Raw genomic sequence first — 16485 nt, forward strand, 5'->3', positions numbered from 1 at the left:
GCCTCGCACGGTCAGGAGCCGTCGCCCGCGCGCAGGGCGTCCAGGTCGGCCTTGAGCGTGTTCACCGGGATCGCGAAGCCGAGGCCCACGCTGCCCGCCGATGAACCGCCGCTCGCCGCCGAGGAACTGGGCGCGTACATCGCGGAGTTGATGCCGATGATCTCGCCGTCCATGTTGATCAGCGCGCCTCCGGAGTTGCCGGGGTTGAGGGAGGCGTCGGTCTGGAGCGCCTTGTACGTGGTCGTCTTCTCGCCCGTGTCGCCGTTGAACTGCCGGCCGCCGAACTCGAACGGCCACTGATCACTTCCGCCGCCCTGGCCCTGCCCGGAGCCGCTGCCGGAGTCGTCCTTGGCCACCGTGACGTCCCGGTCCAGCGCGGAGATGATCCCGCTGGTGACCGTGCCCGTCAGGCCCTCCGGCGAGCCGATCGCCACGACCTGGTCGCCCACCTCGACCTGCGAGGAGTCACCGAGCGCGGCCGTCTTCAGCCCGCTCGCGCCGCGCAGCTTGATGAGCGCGAGGTCCTTGTCGGGGTCGGTGCCCACGACGTCGGCGGTGTAGGTCTTGCCGGTGGAGAGCGTGACCTCGATCTGCTGGGCGCCCGAGATGACGTGGTTGTTCGTGACGATCTCGCCGTCCTCGGTGATCACGACCCCGGAGCCGGTGGACTTGCCCGCCGAGGAGGCCGCGCCGATCTCGACGATGGCCGGGGAGACCGCTTCCGCGACGCCCGAGACCGTCCCCTTGCTGCTCTGGGCGACGGTGGTGCCCTTGACCACGCCGGTGGAGCCGCTGGCGGTGGCCCCGCCGTCGGTGAGCTGCCCGACGAGGGTCGCCGTACCGCCGCCGATCACCGCTGCCGCGAGGGCGACCGCAGCCAGCAGCGCCACCGGCCGCTTCGCCCGGCGCCCGTGGGCCGGGGGCTCGGTGGCGTACGCGGAGGGATCGGGGGCGTACGGGGGCGGCGGCGGGTAGCCGCCTGCCGCGCCGTCGTACGCCGTGCTGTACGAGGTGTCGTACGGGGACGTGTGCGGGTTCGGGGTTGCGTCCTGGTCCGTCGTGTACGCGCCGCTGGGGCGGGGGCTCTCCGTCATGTGCATCAGCCTCGCGAGCCAAGATGAGAGCAGCCTGAGTACGTCCTGAGAAGCCCGGAAGAACCGCGTATGCCCGCTGTAAAGGCGGCTGCCCACCGCCTGCCTCGGCTCTGCGTGAGGAACACCGCCCAGAGGAACACCGCCCAGGTGCAGCGGGCCACTGACACCGCCCCGGGCGGATCGGCAGCGGCTACGCCGACGCGTTCGGCTCCCCGCAGCCGCACGAGCGCCGGATCACCAGCGCCGAGGGGAACTGCTTCAGCCGCTCCCGCCGCGAGCCGACGACCCGGAGCGAGTCGTCGAGCACCAGGTCCACGGCGGCCCGCGCCATCGCCGGCCGGTCGGAGAAGACCGTGGTCAGCGGCGGATCGGTGAGCCCGGCCTCCTTCACGTCGTCGAAGCCCGCGACCGCCAGCTCGCCCGGCACGTCGATGCGCAGCTCGCGCGCCGCCCGCAGCACCCCGATGGCCTGGTCGTCCGTGGCGCAGAAGATCGCCGGGGGCCGGTCCGGTCCGGCGAGCAGCCCGAGGGCCACCTGGTAGGCGTCGTACCGGTTGTACGGGGCCTGGAAGAGCCGGCCCTCCGTCGAGCGGCCGGACTCGTGCATCGCCCGGCGCCATCCCTCGACGTGGTCGGCGACCGGGTCACCGACCACCGGGGTCGACTCGACGCCGCCGAGGCAGGCCACGTACGCGTGGCCGTGCTCCAGGAGGTGGCGGGTGGCGAGCTGGGCGCCTCCGACGTCGTCCGTGACGACGGCGACGTCGTCGATCGCCTCGGGGCGTTCGTGCAGCAGCACGACCCGGGCGTCCCACGCCTCTATCTCCGCCGCCGCCCGCTCGCTGGGGCCCTGGCTGACGAGGATCAGCCCGGAGACGCGCATGCCGAGGAAGGCCCGCAGGTAGTGGACCTCGCGCTCGTCGCGGTAGTCGGAGTTGCCGACGAGCACCATCTTCCCGCGCTCGGCGGCGGCCTGTTCGACCGCGTGCGCCATCTCCGCGAAGAAGGGCTGCCGGGCGTCGGGGACGATCATCCCTATGAGGTCGGTCCGCCGCGAGGCCATGGCCTGGGCGACCCGGTCGGGCCGGTAGCCCAGCTGCTTGATCGCGGCGAGCACCCGCTCGCGCGTGGCCGGGGCGACCGGCCGGGGTCCGTTGTTGATGACGTAACTGACGACCGCGGTCGACGTCCCCGCCAGTCTCGCCACATCGTCCCGCGTCACCTTGGCCACGCGCGGCAGTCTACGCGGATGGACCTACCTCTTGGCAGCCTCTACCGGGGCTTCTTCCGCAGCCGAGGCCGAAGAGGACTGCTCCGAACGGGCGACGGGCTCGGCGGCCTTCTGCGGGGCGGTCTGCCGCTCCTTCGCCTCCTCGGCGGCACGCTCGACCTTCTCCGGGGTGACGAAGCGGTAGCCGACGTTACGGACGGTCCCGATCAGCGACTCGTGCTCGGGGCCGAGCTTGGCGCGCAGCCGCCGGACGTGGACGTCGACCGTCCGCGTACCGCCGAAGTAGTCGTAGCCCCAGACCTCCTGGAGGAGCTGGGCGCGGGTGAACACCCGGCCCGGGTGCTGGGCCAGGTATTTCAGCAGTTCGAATTCCTTGAAGGTCAGGTCCAGGACCCGGCCCTTGAGTTTCGCGCTGTACGTGGCCTCGTCGACGGAGAGATCGCCGTTGCGGATCTCCATCGGGGAGTCGTCGGAGGTGATCTGCTGCCGGCCGGTGGCCAGCCGCAGCCGCGCCTCCACCTCGGCCGGCCCCGCGGTGTCCAGCAGGACGTCGTCGATGCCCCAGTCGGCGGTGACGGCCGCGAGGCCGCCCTCGGTGACGACGAGGATCAGCGGGCAGCCGGGTCCGGTGGACCGCAGCAGCTGACAGAGCGAGCGGACCTGGGGCAGGTCGCGGCGCCCGTCGATGAGGATCACATCGGCGCCCGGGGTGTCCACCAGGGCCGGGCCCTCGGCGGGGGCGACCCGCACGCTGTGCAGCAGGAGGCCGAGGGCGGGGAGCACCTCCGTCGAGGGCTGGAGTGCGTTCGTCAACAGCAGCAGTGAACTCATCGCCGCCCACCTGCCTGGTTCGGTCGATCGTGTTGCACGGTTCGCTCGCCCATTACGTCGGTCCTCCTCGTTCCCTGCGAGAGGGGCACTCCCGGGTCGGACCCGGGGGAGTATGCGGCACTGCTTCGTACGTCATGCGGTTTTTACGTCGCGGTCCCGCGCCCTGGGACCGCTGAGCTTGTCGAAACGTCTCCGTAACAACGCCCGGGAAGCACAAAAGGACCCGGGGGCTGCATTGCCCGGATCCTCTTCGCAGCAGAATAGCCCACATGAGTTCCGCGTCCGAGGGTCGATTCCTGAGTTCTTCTGTTCCCTTGCTCACGCGGGTCCCACGATTCGCCACATTGCTGACCGATGACGGGGTCCCGGTCGAGGCGGTGTACGAACCGTGTACGGCGGGTTCCGGCGCATCTGCCGGGGCTCGCGCGGAACCGGCCGCCGACACCCCTGTGATCGTGGTGGCGCACGGGTTCACCGGTTCGGTCGCCCGCCCCGCCGTACGCCGGGCCGCGCGGGTGTTCTCCCAGCGTGCGGCCGTGATCACGTTCTCGTTCCGGGGCCACGGGCGGTCCGGCGGGCGCTCCACGGTGGGTGACCGCGAGGTGCTGGATCTGGCCGCCGCGGTGGCGTGGGCGCGGACCCTGGGGCACGGCCGGGTGGTTACGGTCGGGTTCTCCATGGGCGGTTCGGTGGCGCTCCGCCACGGCGCTCTGTATACGGACGGACCCGAGGCACGCGATGCGGCCGTTCGTGTACCGGTGCGCGAACGGAGCACGGGGGAGCACTCAGGGGCGCACTTCGGCGCTCACGCCGACGCGGTGGTCGCGGTCAGTGCCCCCGCGCGCTGGTACTACCGGGGTACGGCCCCGATGCGCCGTCTGCACTGGGTGGTCACCCGCCCCTCGGGGCGCCTCGTCGGGCGGTACGGATTCCGTACCCGGATCGCCACCGACGACTGGGACCCCGTCCCGCTCTCCCCGGTCGCCGCGGTCCCGCTCATCGCCCCGGCCCCGCTGCTGCTCGTGCACGGCGACCGGGACCCTTACTTCCCGCTGGACCACCCGCGCATGCTGGCCGAGGCGGCGGGGGAGGGCGGTGCGGACCTGTGGCTGGAGCGGGGGATGGGGCACGCGGAGAACGCGGCGGACGACGCCCTCCTCGGCCGGATCGCCGACTGGGCGACGGCCGCGCTGTCCGCGTGACCCATCATGGAGAGCTGACGCACGAGGCGTGGGTCGACCGGACCTACCGAACCTAAGGAGTGGCGCCATGGCAGCGGGGACGATCCGCTACTGGGCTGCGGCCAAGGCCGCCGCGGGCATCGCCGAGGAGCCGTACGCGGCGGCGACCCTCGCCGAGGCGCTCGACGCCGTACGCGAACGGCACCCCGGCGAGCTGAGCAGGGTGCTCCAGAGGTGCTCGTTCCTCATCGACGGCAACCCCGTCGGTACCCGTGGGCATGAGACCGTACGCCTTGCCGAGGGCGGCACGGTCGAGGTGCTCCCGCCGTTCGCAGGAGGGTGAACCGCAGGCCATGAGCAGCAGCGATCAGCAGTACCCCTACCCGTACGACCCGCAACACCAGCCCCACCATCCCCAGGCGCCGCAGCACTGGCCCGACGGGACGGCCGGGCAGTCGGCGCTGCCCCAGGAGCCGGGCGGCTACGACCAGGGCGGGACGCAGACGTGGCAGGCGCCGACCTGGGACACGCAGTACCAGCCGACGATCCGGCGGGACCCCGCTCAGAGGCCTGACCAGCAGCCGGGGCCCGCGCAGGCCTACGGGCAGCAGCAGCCGGACGCGTACGGAACCGGGCAGCCCGACCCGTACGGGACACCGCGGCCGCGGTACCAGGAGCCCCAGCACCACCAGCCGTACCAGGAGCCCCAGCAGCCGTACCGGCCCGCCGGCGATACCGGCTACCTGCCCCCGCAGGGCGCCTCCGGCTCCTTCCCGCTGCCGCCCGAGGCCCCGGCCGCCTCTCCGGCCGCCCCCGACCCCGTACCCCCGGCCGTGCCCCACGCCACCGACACCTCCGGCTACAGCGCCCCCAACACCCTCGGCAACGCCCGGATCACCGACGCCCAGCGGGCCCGGGCCGAGGGGCGCTCGCCGATCATCGCGCCCGGGATGCAGCCCGCCGCGATCACCGCCGGGCTCGGCCTGCTCCTCGCGGGGGGCGCGGCCGTCGGCGCGTACGCCCTGCTCGTCCCGCTCGTCCTCCTCCAGGCGGTGACCGCCGCCGGATGGTTCCGGCTCAACGGCATGTGGCCGGCCCGCCAGGGCATCGCGCTCGCCTTCGCCGGCGGCCTCGTCGCCGATGCCGCGCTCCTCGCGGCGGGCCGGGAGCACGGGCCCACCGCACTCCTGGGCACCCTGGGGGCCTGGGTGCTGCTCACCGTCGTCCTCCAGCTCCGCTCCCCCGCGACCGGCGAGGAGCGGATGTACGGGCTGATGGCCACGGTCGTCTCGGCGGCCCTCGCGGTCCTCGCCGCCGCACACCTCGCGGCGGCCGGGGACGCGGTGACGGTCGGCGGGGTGGCGGTAGCGGCCGCCGTGCTCGCCCGGGCCCTGCCGCTGCCGGGTGCCGCGTCGGTCGTGGTGGCGCTGCTCGCGAGCGCGGGCGCCGGCATCGCGGTGGGCGGCTTCACGGAGTACGGCGGCCAGGGGGCGCTCCTCGGCCTCGCGGCGGGCGTCTGCGCCCTGATCGGTCTGCGGGTGGCGAGCTACGACTACCCGTCGCGCTTCGTCCACATGACGGCGGGGGTGGCGCTGCCGCTCACCGCGGCGGCCCCGGCGGTCTATCTGATCGGCCGCGCGCTCGCCTGACGCGGCCTTACCAGGCGTCCACAGGCCTGACGCCCACTCAACGGGGGTACACGCCCCGGGAACCGATGAGGTGGTGCCACTCGTCGATCACCCGGGGCGTCCCCTGCTGTCGCAGTAGGCTCACGGATGCCGGGGGGACCGACCGTACGGCCGAGGTGGGGAACGACACACATGCGCGCACTGCGAATACTGCTGGTCCTGCTGGTGGTGCTCGGCGGCCTCTTCGTCGCCGCCGACCGGCTGGCCCTCCACTTCGTTGAGTCGGAGGCCGAGGACCGGGTCAGCGTCAGCGGGGGCAGCGCGGGGACGACCGAGATCTCGATCAAGGGCTTCCCCTTCCTGACCCAGCTCGCCGCCTCGGAGCTCGACCGGGTCGACGTCACCCTCAAGGACATGAAGACCGAGGCCGCGGGCCGCGCGATACGCGTCGGCGAGGTGCGGGCGCGGCTGCACGACGTGAAGCTCGGCTCCGGCTACTCCAGCGCCACGGCCGCCCGCGCCAACGGCACGGCCGTCGTCTCGTACGCGGACCTGACGGCGGCGGCGGAGGACGGCGTCACCCTCGCGTACGGCGGCGACGGCAAGGTCAAGGTCACCGGCACGGTCGAGATCCTCGGCCGCCCGATCTCCCGCAGCGTGGTCTCCACCGTGACCCGCGTCGACGCCCACACGATCAAGGTGCGGGCGGACGAGGTGCCGGGGGAGGGCATCCCGGGGGTGGAGCGGCTGGTGCGGACGAGGACGGACTTCGAGGGGGACGTCGACGGCCTGCCGAAGGGCCTCGAACTCCAGAAGATCCAGGTGACCGAGAGCGGCCTGGAGATCGCGCTGAACGGCTCGGACGTCTCGCTGACGGGCTGACTCCCCGCCCCTCTCCGCACCCGCCACCCTCCGATCCGGATAGTGAGACGCCGGTGTCCGGTCCTTAGATGTGCGGCGGACGAGGCGCGGCGGGAATCCGGCCCCGGGGCGCGCCTGGCCATCTCGCGTCTCGCATCATGGATGATCGCGTCTCATCATGCGACACGACGGTGACATCTCCGCCCGTACTTCCCTACGATCGGACCCATGAAGCGACAGGCGGATCTCACGAAGCGGCGGGCAGTAGACCTGTGCCGCGTCGCCGCCATGCTCTGTCGCACCTCCTGAGCGGGGCGTCCGTTCCGTCCCGCCTCCCTCGGCCCTTCGACCACTGTCAGGGCCGGCCCCGTGCTCCGTACGCGCCGCGCTCCGCCCGTCCGCGTGTACACCCGCACCCCCGCACGATCACTCCGCATCTCGCACCACCCGCCGCAGACTGCCCCGGAGGAGAACAACATGAGCCGCAGCGACGTCCTGGTAGACGCCGACTGGGTCGAGGCCCACATCGATGACCCGCAGGTCGCCATCGTCGAGGTCGACGAGGACACCTCGGCGTACGAGAAGAACCACATCAAGAACGCGATCCGGATCGACTGGACGAAGGACCTCCAGGACCCGGTCCGCCGTGACTTCGTGGACCAGGCCGGCTTCGAGAAGCTGCTCAGCGAGAAGGGCATCGGCAACGACACGCTGGTCGTCCTCTACGGCGGCAACAACAACTGGTTCGCCTCCTACGCCTACTGGTACTTCAAGCTGTACGGCCACGAGAACGTCAAGCTCCTCGACGGCGGCCGCAAGAAGTGGGAGCTGGACTCCCGCGACCTGACCGACGTCGTCCCGACGCGCCCGGCCACCGAGTACAAGGCCAAGCCCCAGGACGAGTCGATCCGCGCCTACCGCGACGACGTCGTGAAGGCCATCGGCAGCCAGAATCTGGTCGACGTGCGCTCGCCCGACGAGTTCAGCGGCAAGCTGCTCGCCCCGGCGCACCTCCCGCAGGAGCAGTCGCAGCGCCCCGGCCACGTGCCGAGCGCCCGGAACATCCCGTGGTCGAAGAACGCCAACGACGACGGCACCTTCAAGTCGGACGACGAGCTCAAGGCCCTCTACGAGGACGAGCAGGTCGACCTGGCGAAGGACACCATCGCCTACTGCCGCATCGGTGAGCGCTCCGCGCTCACCTGGTTCGTCCTGCACGAGCTGCTCGGCCAGGAGAACGTCAAGAACTACGACGGTTCCTGGACCGAGTACGGCTCCCTCGTCGGCGTGCCGATCGAGCTCGGCGCCAACAAGTAAACCGACCGACCAGCACCACTTCGACCAGAAGGACAGAACCCCATGTGTGGAGCACAGGCCGGCGGCCCCGACGCTTCGACGATCAAGCCCGGTGAGACCACCATCCAGGGCAGCGTGACCCGCGACGGCGAGCCCGTCACCGGTTACGTGCGTCTGCTGGACTCGACCGGCGAGTTCACCGCCGAGGTCCCGACCTCGGCGACCGGACAGTTCCGCTTCTACGCGGCCGAGGGCACCTGGACGCTCCGCGCCCTGGTCCCGGGCGGCAGCGCCGACCGCACGGTCGTCGCGCAGACCGGTGGACTCTCCGAGGTCGCGATCGCCGTCTGATCCCCCGGCACGGCCGGTCGACGGCACAGAACGGCCGGAGGGCCGCACCCCAGGGGGTTGGACGCCACCTGACGCGGGGTGCGGCCCTTCGCGCCGTCCTGTGCCGTGCTGTCACGGAGGCCCGGAAACGGTCCTACGGTCCTACGCTGGAGACATGTACGCCCGACGCCGGCGCGGCTACATCTGGATGATGGGCGGATGCGTCGCCCTCTTCGTCTCCGCCTGGGCCGTCGTGCGCCTGTGGTCGATGCCGGCCGCCGTCGCGATGTGCCTGGTCGCCATGGTGATCCCGCCCGTCGCCGCGGTGCTCGCCAACCGGCGGGGGCCGGAGGACCGGTGGTGGGACGACCCCTCCGGCGACCCGGAGTCCGACGAGTGGTGGGACGAGCTGGACGGCAGGAAGCGGTACTGACGCGCGGCGAAGGTCAGTAGACGAGCGCCTGCGCGCCGTCCGCCATGGACTCCTGCACGAAGACCTGCGCCCCCGCGATCCGTACGCCCTCCAGCACGTCCTTCTCCGTGATCTCGCGCCGGGCCGCGCACTGCGTGCAGAGGGTGACCCGGCCGCCGGCCAGGATCGAGTCGAGCAGATCGGGCAGCGGGGCGGCGTGCGGCAGCTCGAACTCGGCGGCCCGGCCCGGCAGCGCGAACCACGAGGACTCCCCGGTCAGCCAGAGCGAGACCTCCACGCCACTGGCCACGGCCACCGCCGCCACGGTGAAGGCCTGCGAGCAGCGCTCGGCGGATTCGGGCCCGGCGGTCACCTTGATCACAAGCTTCTTCGACATACGCCGAACTGTAATCCTCCGTCAGACAACCTCTCCCCTGACCTGCGAGTCACCTATTGGCGCACGTACGCGACGTGTGCCTCAGCTCCTTCCAGGGGACCCTTTTGGAACCGAACGACACCGGTTTCGCCCGTGCCGCCCGTGCGGAAGAGACCCCGCGGCCGTACGGCGCTGATCATCGCCGCCGCGGCCCTGCTCGGGATCTCCGGCGGCGCCGCCGTCGGCTACGGCATCCAGGCGCAGCGGCCGCCCACCCCGCTGCCCGTCCTCGCCCAGCCCGGCCTCGGCTATCCGGCGAAGCCGCTCCCCGCCGACAAGGCACCTGCCCCGCTGCCGGCCTCCGAGGACCGGCAGGTCAGGACAGACGGCGATCTGCGCAAGCTGCTGGTGGAGCGCCCCAAGGGGGCGAAGGGCTCTTCGTCGTACCCCCGGAAGGGGGGTGAGTGGCTGCCGCTCCCGGACTACGTCCGTGACTTCAAGCACGAGCGGGACATGTTCCTGTCCCTCGCCGGGAACGACCTGCGCCGGGTCGCGGTGACCGGATGGGCGCAGGGCACGTACCGGGAGTCCGTCGTCACCCTGGTCCAGTTCCGGTCGAACGCGGTCATGGGCGCCGCCGACCACTTCGGGGGACAGCTCTCGTACATGCCGGAGGCGGCGGAGGGGGCCGGCAACGCCGGTGACCCGCTCGAAGGCACCGGCTCCGGCCGCTACTTTCTGTACGCCGTCGACCGGGAGCCCGGCTACCTGCCCTTCTACCGCGCCAGGGCGCTGGCCGTGCGCGGCGACATCATGATCGACATCGACATCATCGACACGAAACCGGTCAGCAAGAAGGACATCCGCTCCCTGGCCGAACGACAGCTGGAGCGCCTGTGAGCGACGACGTCGAGACGACTCCCGTAGAGGCCGTGGAGGCCGTGGAGGCCGTAGAGCCCGAGGCCTCCGCCGCTCCGCAGGCTCCCGCCCGGAAGCGGCGCCGGGTGGTGCTCACCGTGCTGCCCTTCGTGCTGGTGCTCGCCGCGGTGGGCGGTGCCGCCGCCTACACCGTGCAGACCGCGAACCGTGCCGACCGGACCGTCACCACGGTCGTCTGGGACGGCAGCGGCCCCAAGCCGGGCCTCGATCCCGCCGCGAAGGCGGACCGCGGCCGGACGGACACCGAGCTGAGCAGGCTGCTGATGCCCGTGCCCGAGGGCTACCGGCTCGGCCCGGACATCGGCGAGCTCGGCAACGACGGCGAGACGAGCGGCGCGGAGGCCACCGCCGCCCTGAAGGAGACCGGGCGCGGGCTGGCGGGCAAGCAGCGCCGTGAGCTCGACGCGTTCTTCGACAAGCTCCGGGTCAAGGGCGTCGCCCACCGCTCGTACACCGGCGGCTCCGACGATCTGGTGCTCTCCGTCCGGGTGGTCAAGATGGAGGACGAGCGGGCGGTCCGCACCATGCACGAGCGGCAGATCGCCCTGCTGAACTCGTTCGGTGTGCTGCGCAAGGGGCCGAAGATCGAGGGCCACAAGGACGCCACCTGCTACCGGATGCCCAAGGACGGCAAGGACCCGCTCGACAGCATCGCCTGCTCCGCGTACGAGGGCGGGATGTCGGTGACCGTCGAGGCGGAAGGGCCGAAGCCGTTCAGCGCGTCCACGGTCGCCGGCCTGGTCAAGGAGCAGCTCGACCACATCACGTCCCCGGGGGAGTCCATATGAACGAGCAGCAGACCGCGGTACCCGCCCCTGCCGAACCGACGGCCCCCGTCGAGCCGGCGCTCCCCGCCGCGCCCACCCCCTCCCCGGCCGTGCCGGAGGCCCCCCGCCCGCCCCGCCGCGCTCTGCGGGCCGTGGCCCGGTGGACGGTGGCCCTGCTGGTGTTCGGCGGGCTCGGTACGGGTACGGCGCTGGCGATCACCTCGGCCGAGCGGACCGACGTCCCCGGGCTCGCCACCGAGGGCGACGGGCGCTGGGACTACCCGAAGCTGTCCCTGCCCGCGCTGCCGGCCGGTGCGCCCCGCCCGTTCACCGACGCCAACACCGCGGAGATCCACCACGCGGACCTGCGGAAGCTGTTGCTGCCCGCTCCCGCCGGGGCCACCCCGGACAAGGCGCTCGACGGCGGCTGGGTGAAGCAGGAACGGTTCCTCGCCGAGTACGGGGCCGAGCACCGGGACGAGCTGGCCCAGCTCCTCGTGGACACACCGCCCCGGCACATCGCGGCCCGGGGCTGGACGATGCCGGACGGAACCCGGGCCCGGATCTACCTGCTGCGGTTCAACTCGACCGCCTTCGCCACCCACGTACGGGACGAACTGCGCATCGGCCACTCGACGCACCCCACGCTGGCCGGGGTGGAGGAGACGGCGTTCGAGACGACCTGGACGTTCTCGCGTGCGGTCGAGGGGGTCGCGTCGTACAGCCTCACCGAGAAGGCCCCGCACGGCGCCGCGCACACCCGGCAGGCGTACAGCGGCGCCGGTGACACCCTCGCCCTGATCGTGCACGAGCGGCCGGGCAAGAAGGAAGCGGCGCGGATCCCGTTCCACCAGACCGTGATCCTGCAGAACCAGCTGCTCGGCTGAGCCGGGCGGCCGGGGTGGTGGGCCGGGCGGTGGTGACGCCGTTCGGCCCCTACCTGGACGAGAAGGCCGGGGTCCCACCCATTAGGCTGGGACCCGGCCCTGTACTGCCGCCATACCGCTCATTCCGAGGAGCCCCCGTGCTTGAGGCATTCTTCTCCGCCCTGCTCATCCTGGTCTGCGTCGGCGTGCTCGCCTTCACGGTCGTCGCCGTGAAGAAGCTGTACCAGGGCCAGCGCTGAACCTCGCCGTATCCGGCCCGCCCACCCTTCGTACCCTCACAGATCGTCTGAGCCGCTCATGATCGAGATTCCGTCCGACCTCCACCCGGACCTCGTCCCGCTGGCCTTCCTCATCGGCAAGTGGGCGGGCGCGGGCGTTTCCGACTTCCCAGACGCGGAGAAGTGCAACTTCGGCCAGGAGGTCACGTTCAGCCACGACGGCCGTGACTTCCTGGAGTACGTCTCCCGCACCTGGGTCCTGGACGCCGACGGCAACCAGGTCCGCCCGCTGGAGTCGGAGTCCGGCTACTGGCGCATCGACAAGGACCGCAAGGTCGAGGCCGTCATGGTCCGCGACCAGGGCGTCGTCGAGATCTGGTACGGCGAGCTCGCCCACCAGAAGCCGCAGATCGACCTGGTCACCGACGCCGTGGCCCGCACCGCCGCCTCCGGCCCGTACACCGGCGGAAAGCGCCTCTACGGGTATGTGAAGAGCGACCTCATGTGGGTCGGCGAGAAGGCGACCCCCGAGGTGGAGCTGCGCCCCTACATGTCGGCGCACCTGAAGAAGGTCGTCACCCCGGAAGAGGTCGCCGAGATGGCGCGGAACCTTGAGGACATGCCCGACGACGGCATCGCGTTCTTCAAGTAGACCGCCCCCGAGCGCCCCTCGACGACGAGCCCTGCCGGTCGGTGCTCGCCCCGCCCTACACTGGGCCTGTGGTGAGCACCGACTGGAAGACCGATCTTCGGCAGCGTGGCTATCGGCTGACGCCCCAGCGCCAGCTCGTGCTGGAGGCCGTGGACGCCCTGGAGCACGCGACCCCGGACGACATCCTGTGCGAGGTCCGCAAGACCGCGTCCGGGGTGAACATCTCCACGGTGTACCGGACCCTGGAGCTCCTGGAGGAGCTCGGGCTGGTGAGCCACGCCCATCTGGGCCACGGCGCTCCGACGTACCACCTGGCCGACCGGCATCACCACATCCACCTGGTCTGCCGGGACTGCCAGGGCGTCATCGAGGCGGACCTCTCCGTCGTCGCCGAGTTCACCGAGAAGCTCCGCGCCGACTTCGGCTTCGCGACCGATATGAAGCACTTCGCGATCTTCGGCCGGTGCGAGGCGTGCACGGCCGCGAGGGACGGCGCAGGCACCGGCGAGCCCAAGTCGTAGGCTGGGCGGCATGAAGAGCCCCCTGCTGTCCCTGCCCGGCGCCGTCGCCGCCGAGGGCCGCGACGAAGGAGTCGCCGGACATTACGGCGACCTGTTCCGCGAGCAACGCGCCCTCGCCGACGGCAACGGCCTCGTCGACCTCTCCCACCGCGGTGTCGTCGTCGTCACCGGTGACGACCGGCTGAGCTGGCTGCACCTGCTGCTCACCCAGCACGTCAGCGATCTCGCCCCCGGCCAGGCCACCGAGGCCCTGATCCTCTCCGCCAACGGCCACATCGAGCACGCCATGTACCTCGTCGACGACGGGGCGACGGTGTGGATGCACGTCGAACCCGGCACCCAGGGCGATCTCATCGCCTACCTGGAGTCGATGAAGTTCTTCTACCGGGTCGAGGTCGCCGACCGTACCGAGGACACCGCGGTCGTCCACCTCCCGGCCGGTTCCATCGCGGAGGTCCCGGACGGGGTCGCCGTACGGGAGACCGCGCAGGGCCGGGACCTGTTCCTGCCCCGGGCCGACCTGGAGACGTACGCGGCCGCCAACGGCCCGGCCGTCGGGATCCTGGCGTACGAGGCGCTGCGCATCGAGGCGCACCGGCCGCGCGTCGGCTTCGAGACCGACCACCGCACCATCCCGCACGAGCTGGGCTGGATCGGCACCGCCGTCCACCTCCAGAAGGGGTGCTACCGGGGCCAGGAGACCGTCGCCCGCGTCCACAACCTGGGGAAGCCGCCGCGCCGGCTGGTCTTCCTGCACCTGGACGGCAGCGAGGTGCACCTGCCCGGTCACGGGACGCCCGTACGGCTGGCCGCCGACGGCGAGGAGGGCCGTCAGCTCGGCTTCATCACCACCTCGGCCCGCCACCACGAGCTGGGCCCGATCGCCCTGGCGCTGGTCAAGCGGAACGTGGCGGTGGACGCGGAGCTGATGGCCGGGGACACGGCGGCGGCTCAGGAGACGGTCGTCGAGCCGTAGGGGCCTGCGTATCTCACACCTCGATGATCACCGTGAACGGGCCGTGATTCGTGAGCGAGACCCGCATGTCCGCTCCGAACCGGCCCGTCGCCACCTCTGCGCCCAGCGCCCGCAGCTGGGCCACCACCTCGGCCACCAGCGGCTCGGCGACCTCGCCCGGTGCCGCGGCGTTCCAGGTGGGGCGGCGGCCCTTGCGGGCGTCCCCGTAGAGAGTGAACTGCGAAATCACCAGGAGGGGGGCATTCACATCCGAACAGGACTTCTCGCCCTCCAGGATGCGGACGGACCAGAGCTTGCGGGCCAGCTGCGCCGCCTTCTCCGGGGTGTCCCCATGGGTGACTCCGACCAGTACACACAGGCCTTCGCCGATGATCTCGCCGACCACGCCGGTCGCTGACAGGTCGTCGCCCGTCCCGGCCACCGAGACGGTGGCGCCGTCCACTCTCTGTACCACTGCACGCATACAGACCAACCTATCTTGGGCTGAACGGGTACAGAGTGTCAGCGGGGGCACCTCGCAGGGTGGCACGATGCACGATGTCGGTGTGCCGACGCACCGGTCGAGGGGACGGAACAGCATGAGTACCTATGGAGCCGGACAATCTCCCGGGCCCGTACCGGGCGCACCCACCAGCACCCTGAGCTCACCACCTGTACGGCCTCTGCTGCCCGGGCTCGCGTCCGTGCCGGAGCAGGGCGGCGGCGAGGGCGGGTTCGGCGGGCTGCGGCTGCCGGAGCTGCGGACGCTGCGCCGGGACGCGCAGCGGGACGAGGCCGATCTCAGTTACGTACGCCGACTGGTCCAGGGCCGGATCGACATCCTCCGCGCCGAGCTGGCCCGCAGGCGGGACCCCCAGGCGCCCGTTCCGGAGACCCCGGTGGTGGACCGGCTCTCGGAGATCCTGGCCGACGCCCCGTCCCGGCACCGCACCTCCGCCCGGCACGTCACGCTGACGACGCCGCGCGGGGACGAGTTCCGGCGGCTCGCCGCCGAGAACCTGGCGGAGGTCGAGCTCTCGGACCTGGCCGCCCGGACGGACGAGGAGCTGCACGACGCGATGGGCCGCCTCGTCCGCTACGAGCAGCAGGTCTCCCGGCGCCGCCACGAGCTCCAGCGCACGACCGACGATTGCAGCGCGGAGATCGCCCGCAGGTACCGTGACGGGGAAGCCCAAGTGGACGACCTGCTCGCCTGAAGCGACCCTTCCGGGCGGCGGGTCCCGCACCCCGGCCGCCCCGGTTCTTGCCTCCGGGCGCCGGGTCCGTACCGACCCTCTCCGGAAGGCCACCATGACGTCGATCGACGCCCCTGCCGCGATAGCCCCCGCCCCGCCCGTGCTGGCCGAGGTCGTGCGGTCCGGGTTCACCGAGGGCCACCACCGCGGTTCGCTGGTACTGCTCGCCGCCGACGGGAGCGTGGAGTACGCGCTCGGCGACCCCGCCGCCCCGGTCTTCCCCCGGTCCTCCAACAAGCCGATGCAGGCCGCCGCGATCCTCCGGGCGGGCCTGGAGCTGTCGGGGGAGCGGTTGGCACTGGCCGCCGCGAGCCACTCGGGGGAGCCCTTCCACCTGGAGCTCGTGGCGACGATGCTCGCCGAGCACGGGCTGAGCGCCGACGACCTCCAGACCCCGCCCGACCTGCCGCTGGACCCGGTCGCCGCCGAGGCCTACCTCGCCGCCGGGAACGTACGCGAGCGGATCACCATGAACTGCTCCGGCAAGCACGCCGCCATGCTCGCCGTCTGCGTCCGCAACGGCTGGGACACCGCGAGCTACCTCGACCCCGCCCACCCCCTCCAGCTCCTCGTCGGCCAGGTCGTGGCCGAGGCGGCGGGCGAGCCGGTCGCCTCGCTCGGCACCGACGGCTGCGGGGCCCCGCTGATGGCGATCGGGCTGACCGGTCTGGCCCGCGCGTTCCGGTCCTTCGTGCTGGCGGAGCCGGGCAGCGCCGAGCGCCGGGTCGCGGACGCCATGCGCGCCCACCCGGAGTACGTGGCGGGCACCCGCCGCCCCGACACCTGGCTGATGAGCGAGGTCCCGGGGACGCTCTCCAAGATGGGCGCCGAGGCCGTGCAGGCGGTCGCGCTGGCGGACGGGCGGGCCCTCGCCTTCAAGATCGACGACGGGGCGGTCCGCGCGCTCGGCCCGATCCTGGCCCGCGCCCTGGAACTGCTCGGCGTGGACGCCCCGGTGGTCTCCCGGATCGGGCGCGCGCCGCTGCTCGGCGGAACGGCGGAGGTCGGGGAAATTCGCGCGACATTCTGAGGCGGGGCTGCCTAGCGTGG

At 72.1% G+C, this 16485-nt stretch carries 21 protein-coding genes; 16 read left to right on the top strand and 5 right to left on the bottom strand.

Annotation, left to right across the window (positions count from 1 at the left end):
- Positions 1-11: 11 nt before the first annotated feature.
- From AMK21_RS11525 to AMK21_RS11535, 3 genes are all read right to left on the bottom strand, one after another.
- Positions 12-1100: a S1C family serine protease gene (locus AMK21_RS11525; protein WP_073876894.1), complete on the bottom strand. Its 1089-nt coding sequence runs from the start codon at positions 1098-1100 to the stop codon at positions 12-14.
- 184 nt (positions 1101-1284) lie between these two features.
- Positions 1285-2325 carry a LacI family DNA-binding transcriptional regulator gene (locus tag AMK21_RS11530; protein ID WP_073876896.1) on the bottom strand — a complete coding sequence of 347 codons (1041 nt, stop codon included), beginning with the start codon at positions 2323-2325 and terminating at the stop codon, positions 1285-1287.
- 24 nt (positions 2326-2349) lie between these two features.
- A complete protein-coding gene (locus AMK21_RS11535) occupies positions 2350-3156 on the bottom strand; it encodes a response regulator transcription factor (RefSeq protein ID WP_073876898.1) in 807 nt (268 codons plus the stop codon).
- A gap of 344 nt (positions 3157-3500) precedes the next feature.
- Between AMK21_RS11535 and AMK21_RS11540 the strand changes: the two genes are divergently transcribed.
- From AMK21_RS11540 to AMK21_RS11570, 8 genes are all read left to right on the top strand, one after another.
- A complete protein-coding gene (locus tag AMK21_RS11540) occupies positions 3501-4358 on the top strand; it encodes an alpha/beta hydrolase (RefSeq protein WP_073876900.1) in 858 nt (285 codons plus the stop codon).
- Between the two features lie 67 nt (positions 4359-4425).
- Entirely contained in the window at positions 4426-4680 is a 255-nt protein-coding gene (locus tag AMK21_RS11545; RefSeq protein WP_073876902.1) for a MoaD/ThiS family protein, read from the top strand.
- 10 nt (positions 4681-4690) lie between these two features.
- Positions 4691-5986, top strand: coding sequence for a hypothetical protein (locus AMK21_RS11550; protein ID WP_073876904.1), 1296 nt, complete (start codon positions 4691-4693; stop codon positions 5984-5986).
- A 171-nt stretch (positions 5987-6157) separates the two neighbouring features.
- Positions 6158-6847, top strand: a complete 690-nt coding sequence (locus AMK21_RS11555; RefSeq protein WP_073876906.1) for a DUF2993 domain-containing protein — start codon at positions 6158-6160, stop codon at positions 6845-6847.
- A gap of 207 nt (positions 6848-7054) precedes the next feature.
- Positions 7055-7135 carry a putative leader peptide gene (locus AMK21_RS37080; RefSeq protein WP_350240574.1) on the top strand — a complete coding sequence of 27 codons (81 nt, stop codon included), beginning with the start codon at positions 7055-7057 and terminating at the stop codon, positions 7133-7135.
- A 168-nt stretch (positions 7136-7303) separates the two neighbouring features.
- On the top strand, positions 7304-8143 hold the full coding sequence (locus tag AMK21_RS11560) for a sulfurtransferase (protein ID WP_073876908.1): 840 nt from the start codon (positions 7304-7306) through the stop codon (positions 8141-8143).
- A gap of 42 nt (positions 8144-8185) precedes the next feature.
- Complete coding sequence (locus AMK21_RS11565) at positions 8186-8473, top strand: DUF1416 domain-containing protein (RefSeq protein WP_003968135.1); 288 nt, start codon at positions 8186-8188, stop codon at positions 8471-8473.
- 154 nt (positions 8474-8627) lie between these two features.
- The gene (locus tag AMK21_RS11570; RefSeq protein ID WP_073876910.1) at positions 8628-8885 is read left to right on the top strand and encodes a DUF3099 domain-containing protein; all 258 of its coding nucleotides are present in this window, start codon (positions 8628-8630) and stop codon (positions 8883-8885) included.
- Positions 8886-8898: 13 nt separating this feature from the next.
- Here AMK21_RS11570 and AMK21_RS11575 read toward each other — a convergent pair whose 3' ends face one another.
- Entirely contained in the window at positions 8899-9261 is a 363-nt protein-coding gene (locus AMK21_RS11575) for a DsrE family protein (protein ID WP_073876912.1), read from the bottom strand.
- A gap of 141 nt (positions 9262-9402) precedes the next feature.
- On the opposite strand from AMK21_RS11575, the gene AMK21_RS11580 reads away from it, so the two are divergent.
- The 6 genes from AMK21_RS11580 to AMK21_RS11605 all read left to right on the top strand — a co-directional run bounded on the left by AMK21_RS11580 (position 9403) and on the right by AMK21_RS11605 (position 14200).
- Positions 9403-10140: a hypothetical protein gene (locus AMK21_RS11580; RefSeq protein WP_324613890.1), complete on the top strand. Its 738-nt coding sequence runs from the start codon at positions 9403-9405 to the stop codon at positions 10138-10140.
- Positions 10137-10967, top strand: a complete 831-nt coding sequence (locus AMK21_RS11585) for a hypothetical protein (protein ID WP_079181140.1) — start codon at positions 10137-10139, stop codon at positions 10965-10967. Before AMK21_RS11580 ends, AMK21_RS11585 begins: the two co-directional genes overlap by 4 nt.
- Positions 10964-11833, top strand: a complete 870-nt coding sequence (locus tag AMK21_RS11590) for a hypothetical protein (protein WP_073876916.1) — start codon at positions 10964-10966, stop codon at positions 11831-11833. The genes AMK21_RS11585 and AMK21_RS11590 overlap by 4 nt, the downstream gene beginning before the upstream one ends.
- 297 nt (positions 11834-12130) lie before the next feature.
- Complete coding sequence (locus AMK21_RS11595) at positions 12131-12703, top strand: FABP family protein (protein ID WP_073876918.1); 573 nt, start codon at positions 12131-12133, stop codon at positions 12701-12703.
- Positions 12704-12771: 68 nt separating this feature from the next.
- Entirely contained in the window at positions 12772-13224 is a 453-nt protein-coding gene (locus tag AMK21_RS11600) for a Fur family transcriptional regulator (protein WP_073876920.1), read from the top strand.
- A gap of 10 nt (positions 13225-13234) precedes the next feature.
- Positions 13235-14200, top strand: a complete 966-nt coding sequence (locus tag AMK21_RS11605) for a YgfZ/GcvT domain-containing protein (protein WP_073876922.1) — start codon at positions 13235-13237, stop codon at positions 14198-14200.
- A gap of 13 nt (positions 14201-14213) precedes the next feature.
- Here AMK21_RS11605 and dtd read toward each other — a convergent pair whose 3' ends face one another.
- A complete protein-coding gene (dtd, locus tag AMK21_RS11610) occupies positions 14214-14663 on the bottom strand; it encodes a D-aminoacyl-tRNA deacylase (protein ID WP_073876924.1) in 450 nt (149 codons plus the stop codon).
- 220 nt (positions 14664-14883) lie between these two features.
- Between dtd and AMK21_RS11615 the strand changes: the two genes are divergently transcribed.
- Together AMK21_RS11615 and AMK21_RS11620 are read left to right on the top strand one after the other, a co-directional pair.
- Positions 14884-15396 carry an ABC transporter substrate-binding protein gene (locus AMK21_RS11615; protein WP_073876926.1) on the top strand — a complete coding sequence of 171 codons (513 nt, stop codon included), beginning with the start codon at positions 14884-14886 and terminating at the stop codon, positions 15394-15396.
- A 94-nt stretch (positions 15397-15490) separates the two neighbouring features.
- Positions 15491-16465 (top strand): asparaginase, encoded by a 975-nt coding sequence (locus AMK21_RS11620; RefSeq protein ID WP_073876928.1) that lies wholly within the window; start codon positions 15491-15493, stop codon positions 16463-16465.
- The last annotated feature ends 20 nt before the right edge of the window (positions 16466-16485 follow it).

Origin of the sequence: Streptomyces sp. CB00316 (assembly GCF_001905595.1) — a bacterium.
GTDB lineage: Bacteria > Actinomycetota > Actinomycetes > Streptomycetales > Streptomycetaceae > Streptomyces.

Bases quoted from the DNA above. Each gene is read 5' to 3' on its own strand.
- AMK21_RS11525 (WP_073876894.1), bottom strand. From the start codon at position 1,100: ATGCACATGACGGAGAGCCCCCGCCCCAGCGGCGCGTACACGACGGAC.
- AMK21_RS11535 (WP_073876898.1), bottom strand. From the start codon at position 3,156: ATGAGTTCACTGCTGCTGTTGACGAACGCACTCCAGCCCTCGACGGAG.
- AMK21_RS11545 (WP_073876902.1), top strand. From the start codon at position 4,426: ATGGCAGCGGGGACGATCCGCTACTGGGCTGCGGCCAAGGCCGCCGCG.
- AMK21_RS11550 (WP_073876904.1), top strand. From the start codon at position 4,691: ATGAGCAGCAGCGATCAGCAGTACCCCTACCCGTACGACCCGCAACAC.
- AMK21_RS11555 (WP_073876906.1), top strand. From the start codon at position 6,158: ATGCGCGCACTGCGAATACTGCTGGTCCTGCTGGTGGTGCTCGGCGGC.
- AMK21_RS37080 (WP_350240574.1), top strand. From the start codon at position 7,055: ATGAAGCGACAGGCGGATCTCACGAAGCGGCGGGCAGTAGACCTGTGC.
- AMK21_RS11560 (WP_073876908.1), top strand. From the start codon at position 7,304: ATGAGCCGCAGCGACGTCCTGGTAGACGCCGACTGGGTCGAGGCCCAC.
- AMK21_RS11565 (WP_003968135.1), top strand. From the start codon at position 8,186: ATGTGTGGAGCACAGGCCGGCGGCCCCGACGCTTCGACGATCAAGCCC.
- AMK21_RS11570 (WP_073876910.1), top strand. From the start codon at position 8,628: ATGTACGCCCGACGCCGGCGCGGCTACATCTGGATGATGGGCGGATGC.
- AMK21_RS11575 (WP_073876912.1), bottom strand. From the start codon at position 9,261: ATGTCGAAGAAGCTTGTGATCAAGGTGACCGCCGGGCCCGAATCCGCC.
- AMK21_RS11590 (WP_073876916.1), top strand. From the start codon at position 10,964: ATGAACGAGCAGCAGACCGCGGTACCCGCCCCTGCCGAACCGACGGCC.
- AMK21_RS11595 (WP_073876918.1), top strand. From the start codon at position 12,131: ATGATCGAGATTCCGTCCGACCTCCACCCGGACCTCGTCCCGCTGGCC.
- AMK21_RS11605 (WP_073876922.1), top strand. From the start codon at position 13,235: ATGAAGAGCCCCCTGCTGTCCCTGCCCGGCGCCGTCGCCGCCGAGGGC.
- dtd (WP_073876924.1), bottom strand. From the start codon at position 14,663: ATGCGTGCAGTGGTACAGAGAGTGGACGGCGCCACCGTCTCGGTGGCC.
- AMK21_RS11620 (WP_073876928.1), top strand. From the start codon at position 15,491: ATGACGTCGATCGACGCCCCTGCCGCGATAGCCCCCGCCCCGCCCGTG.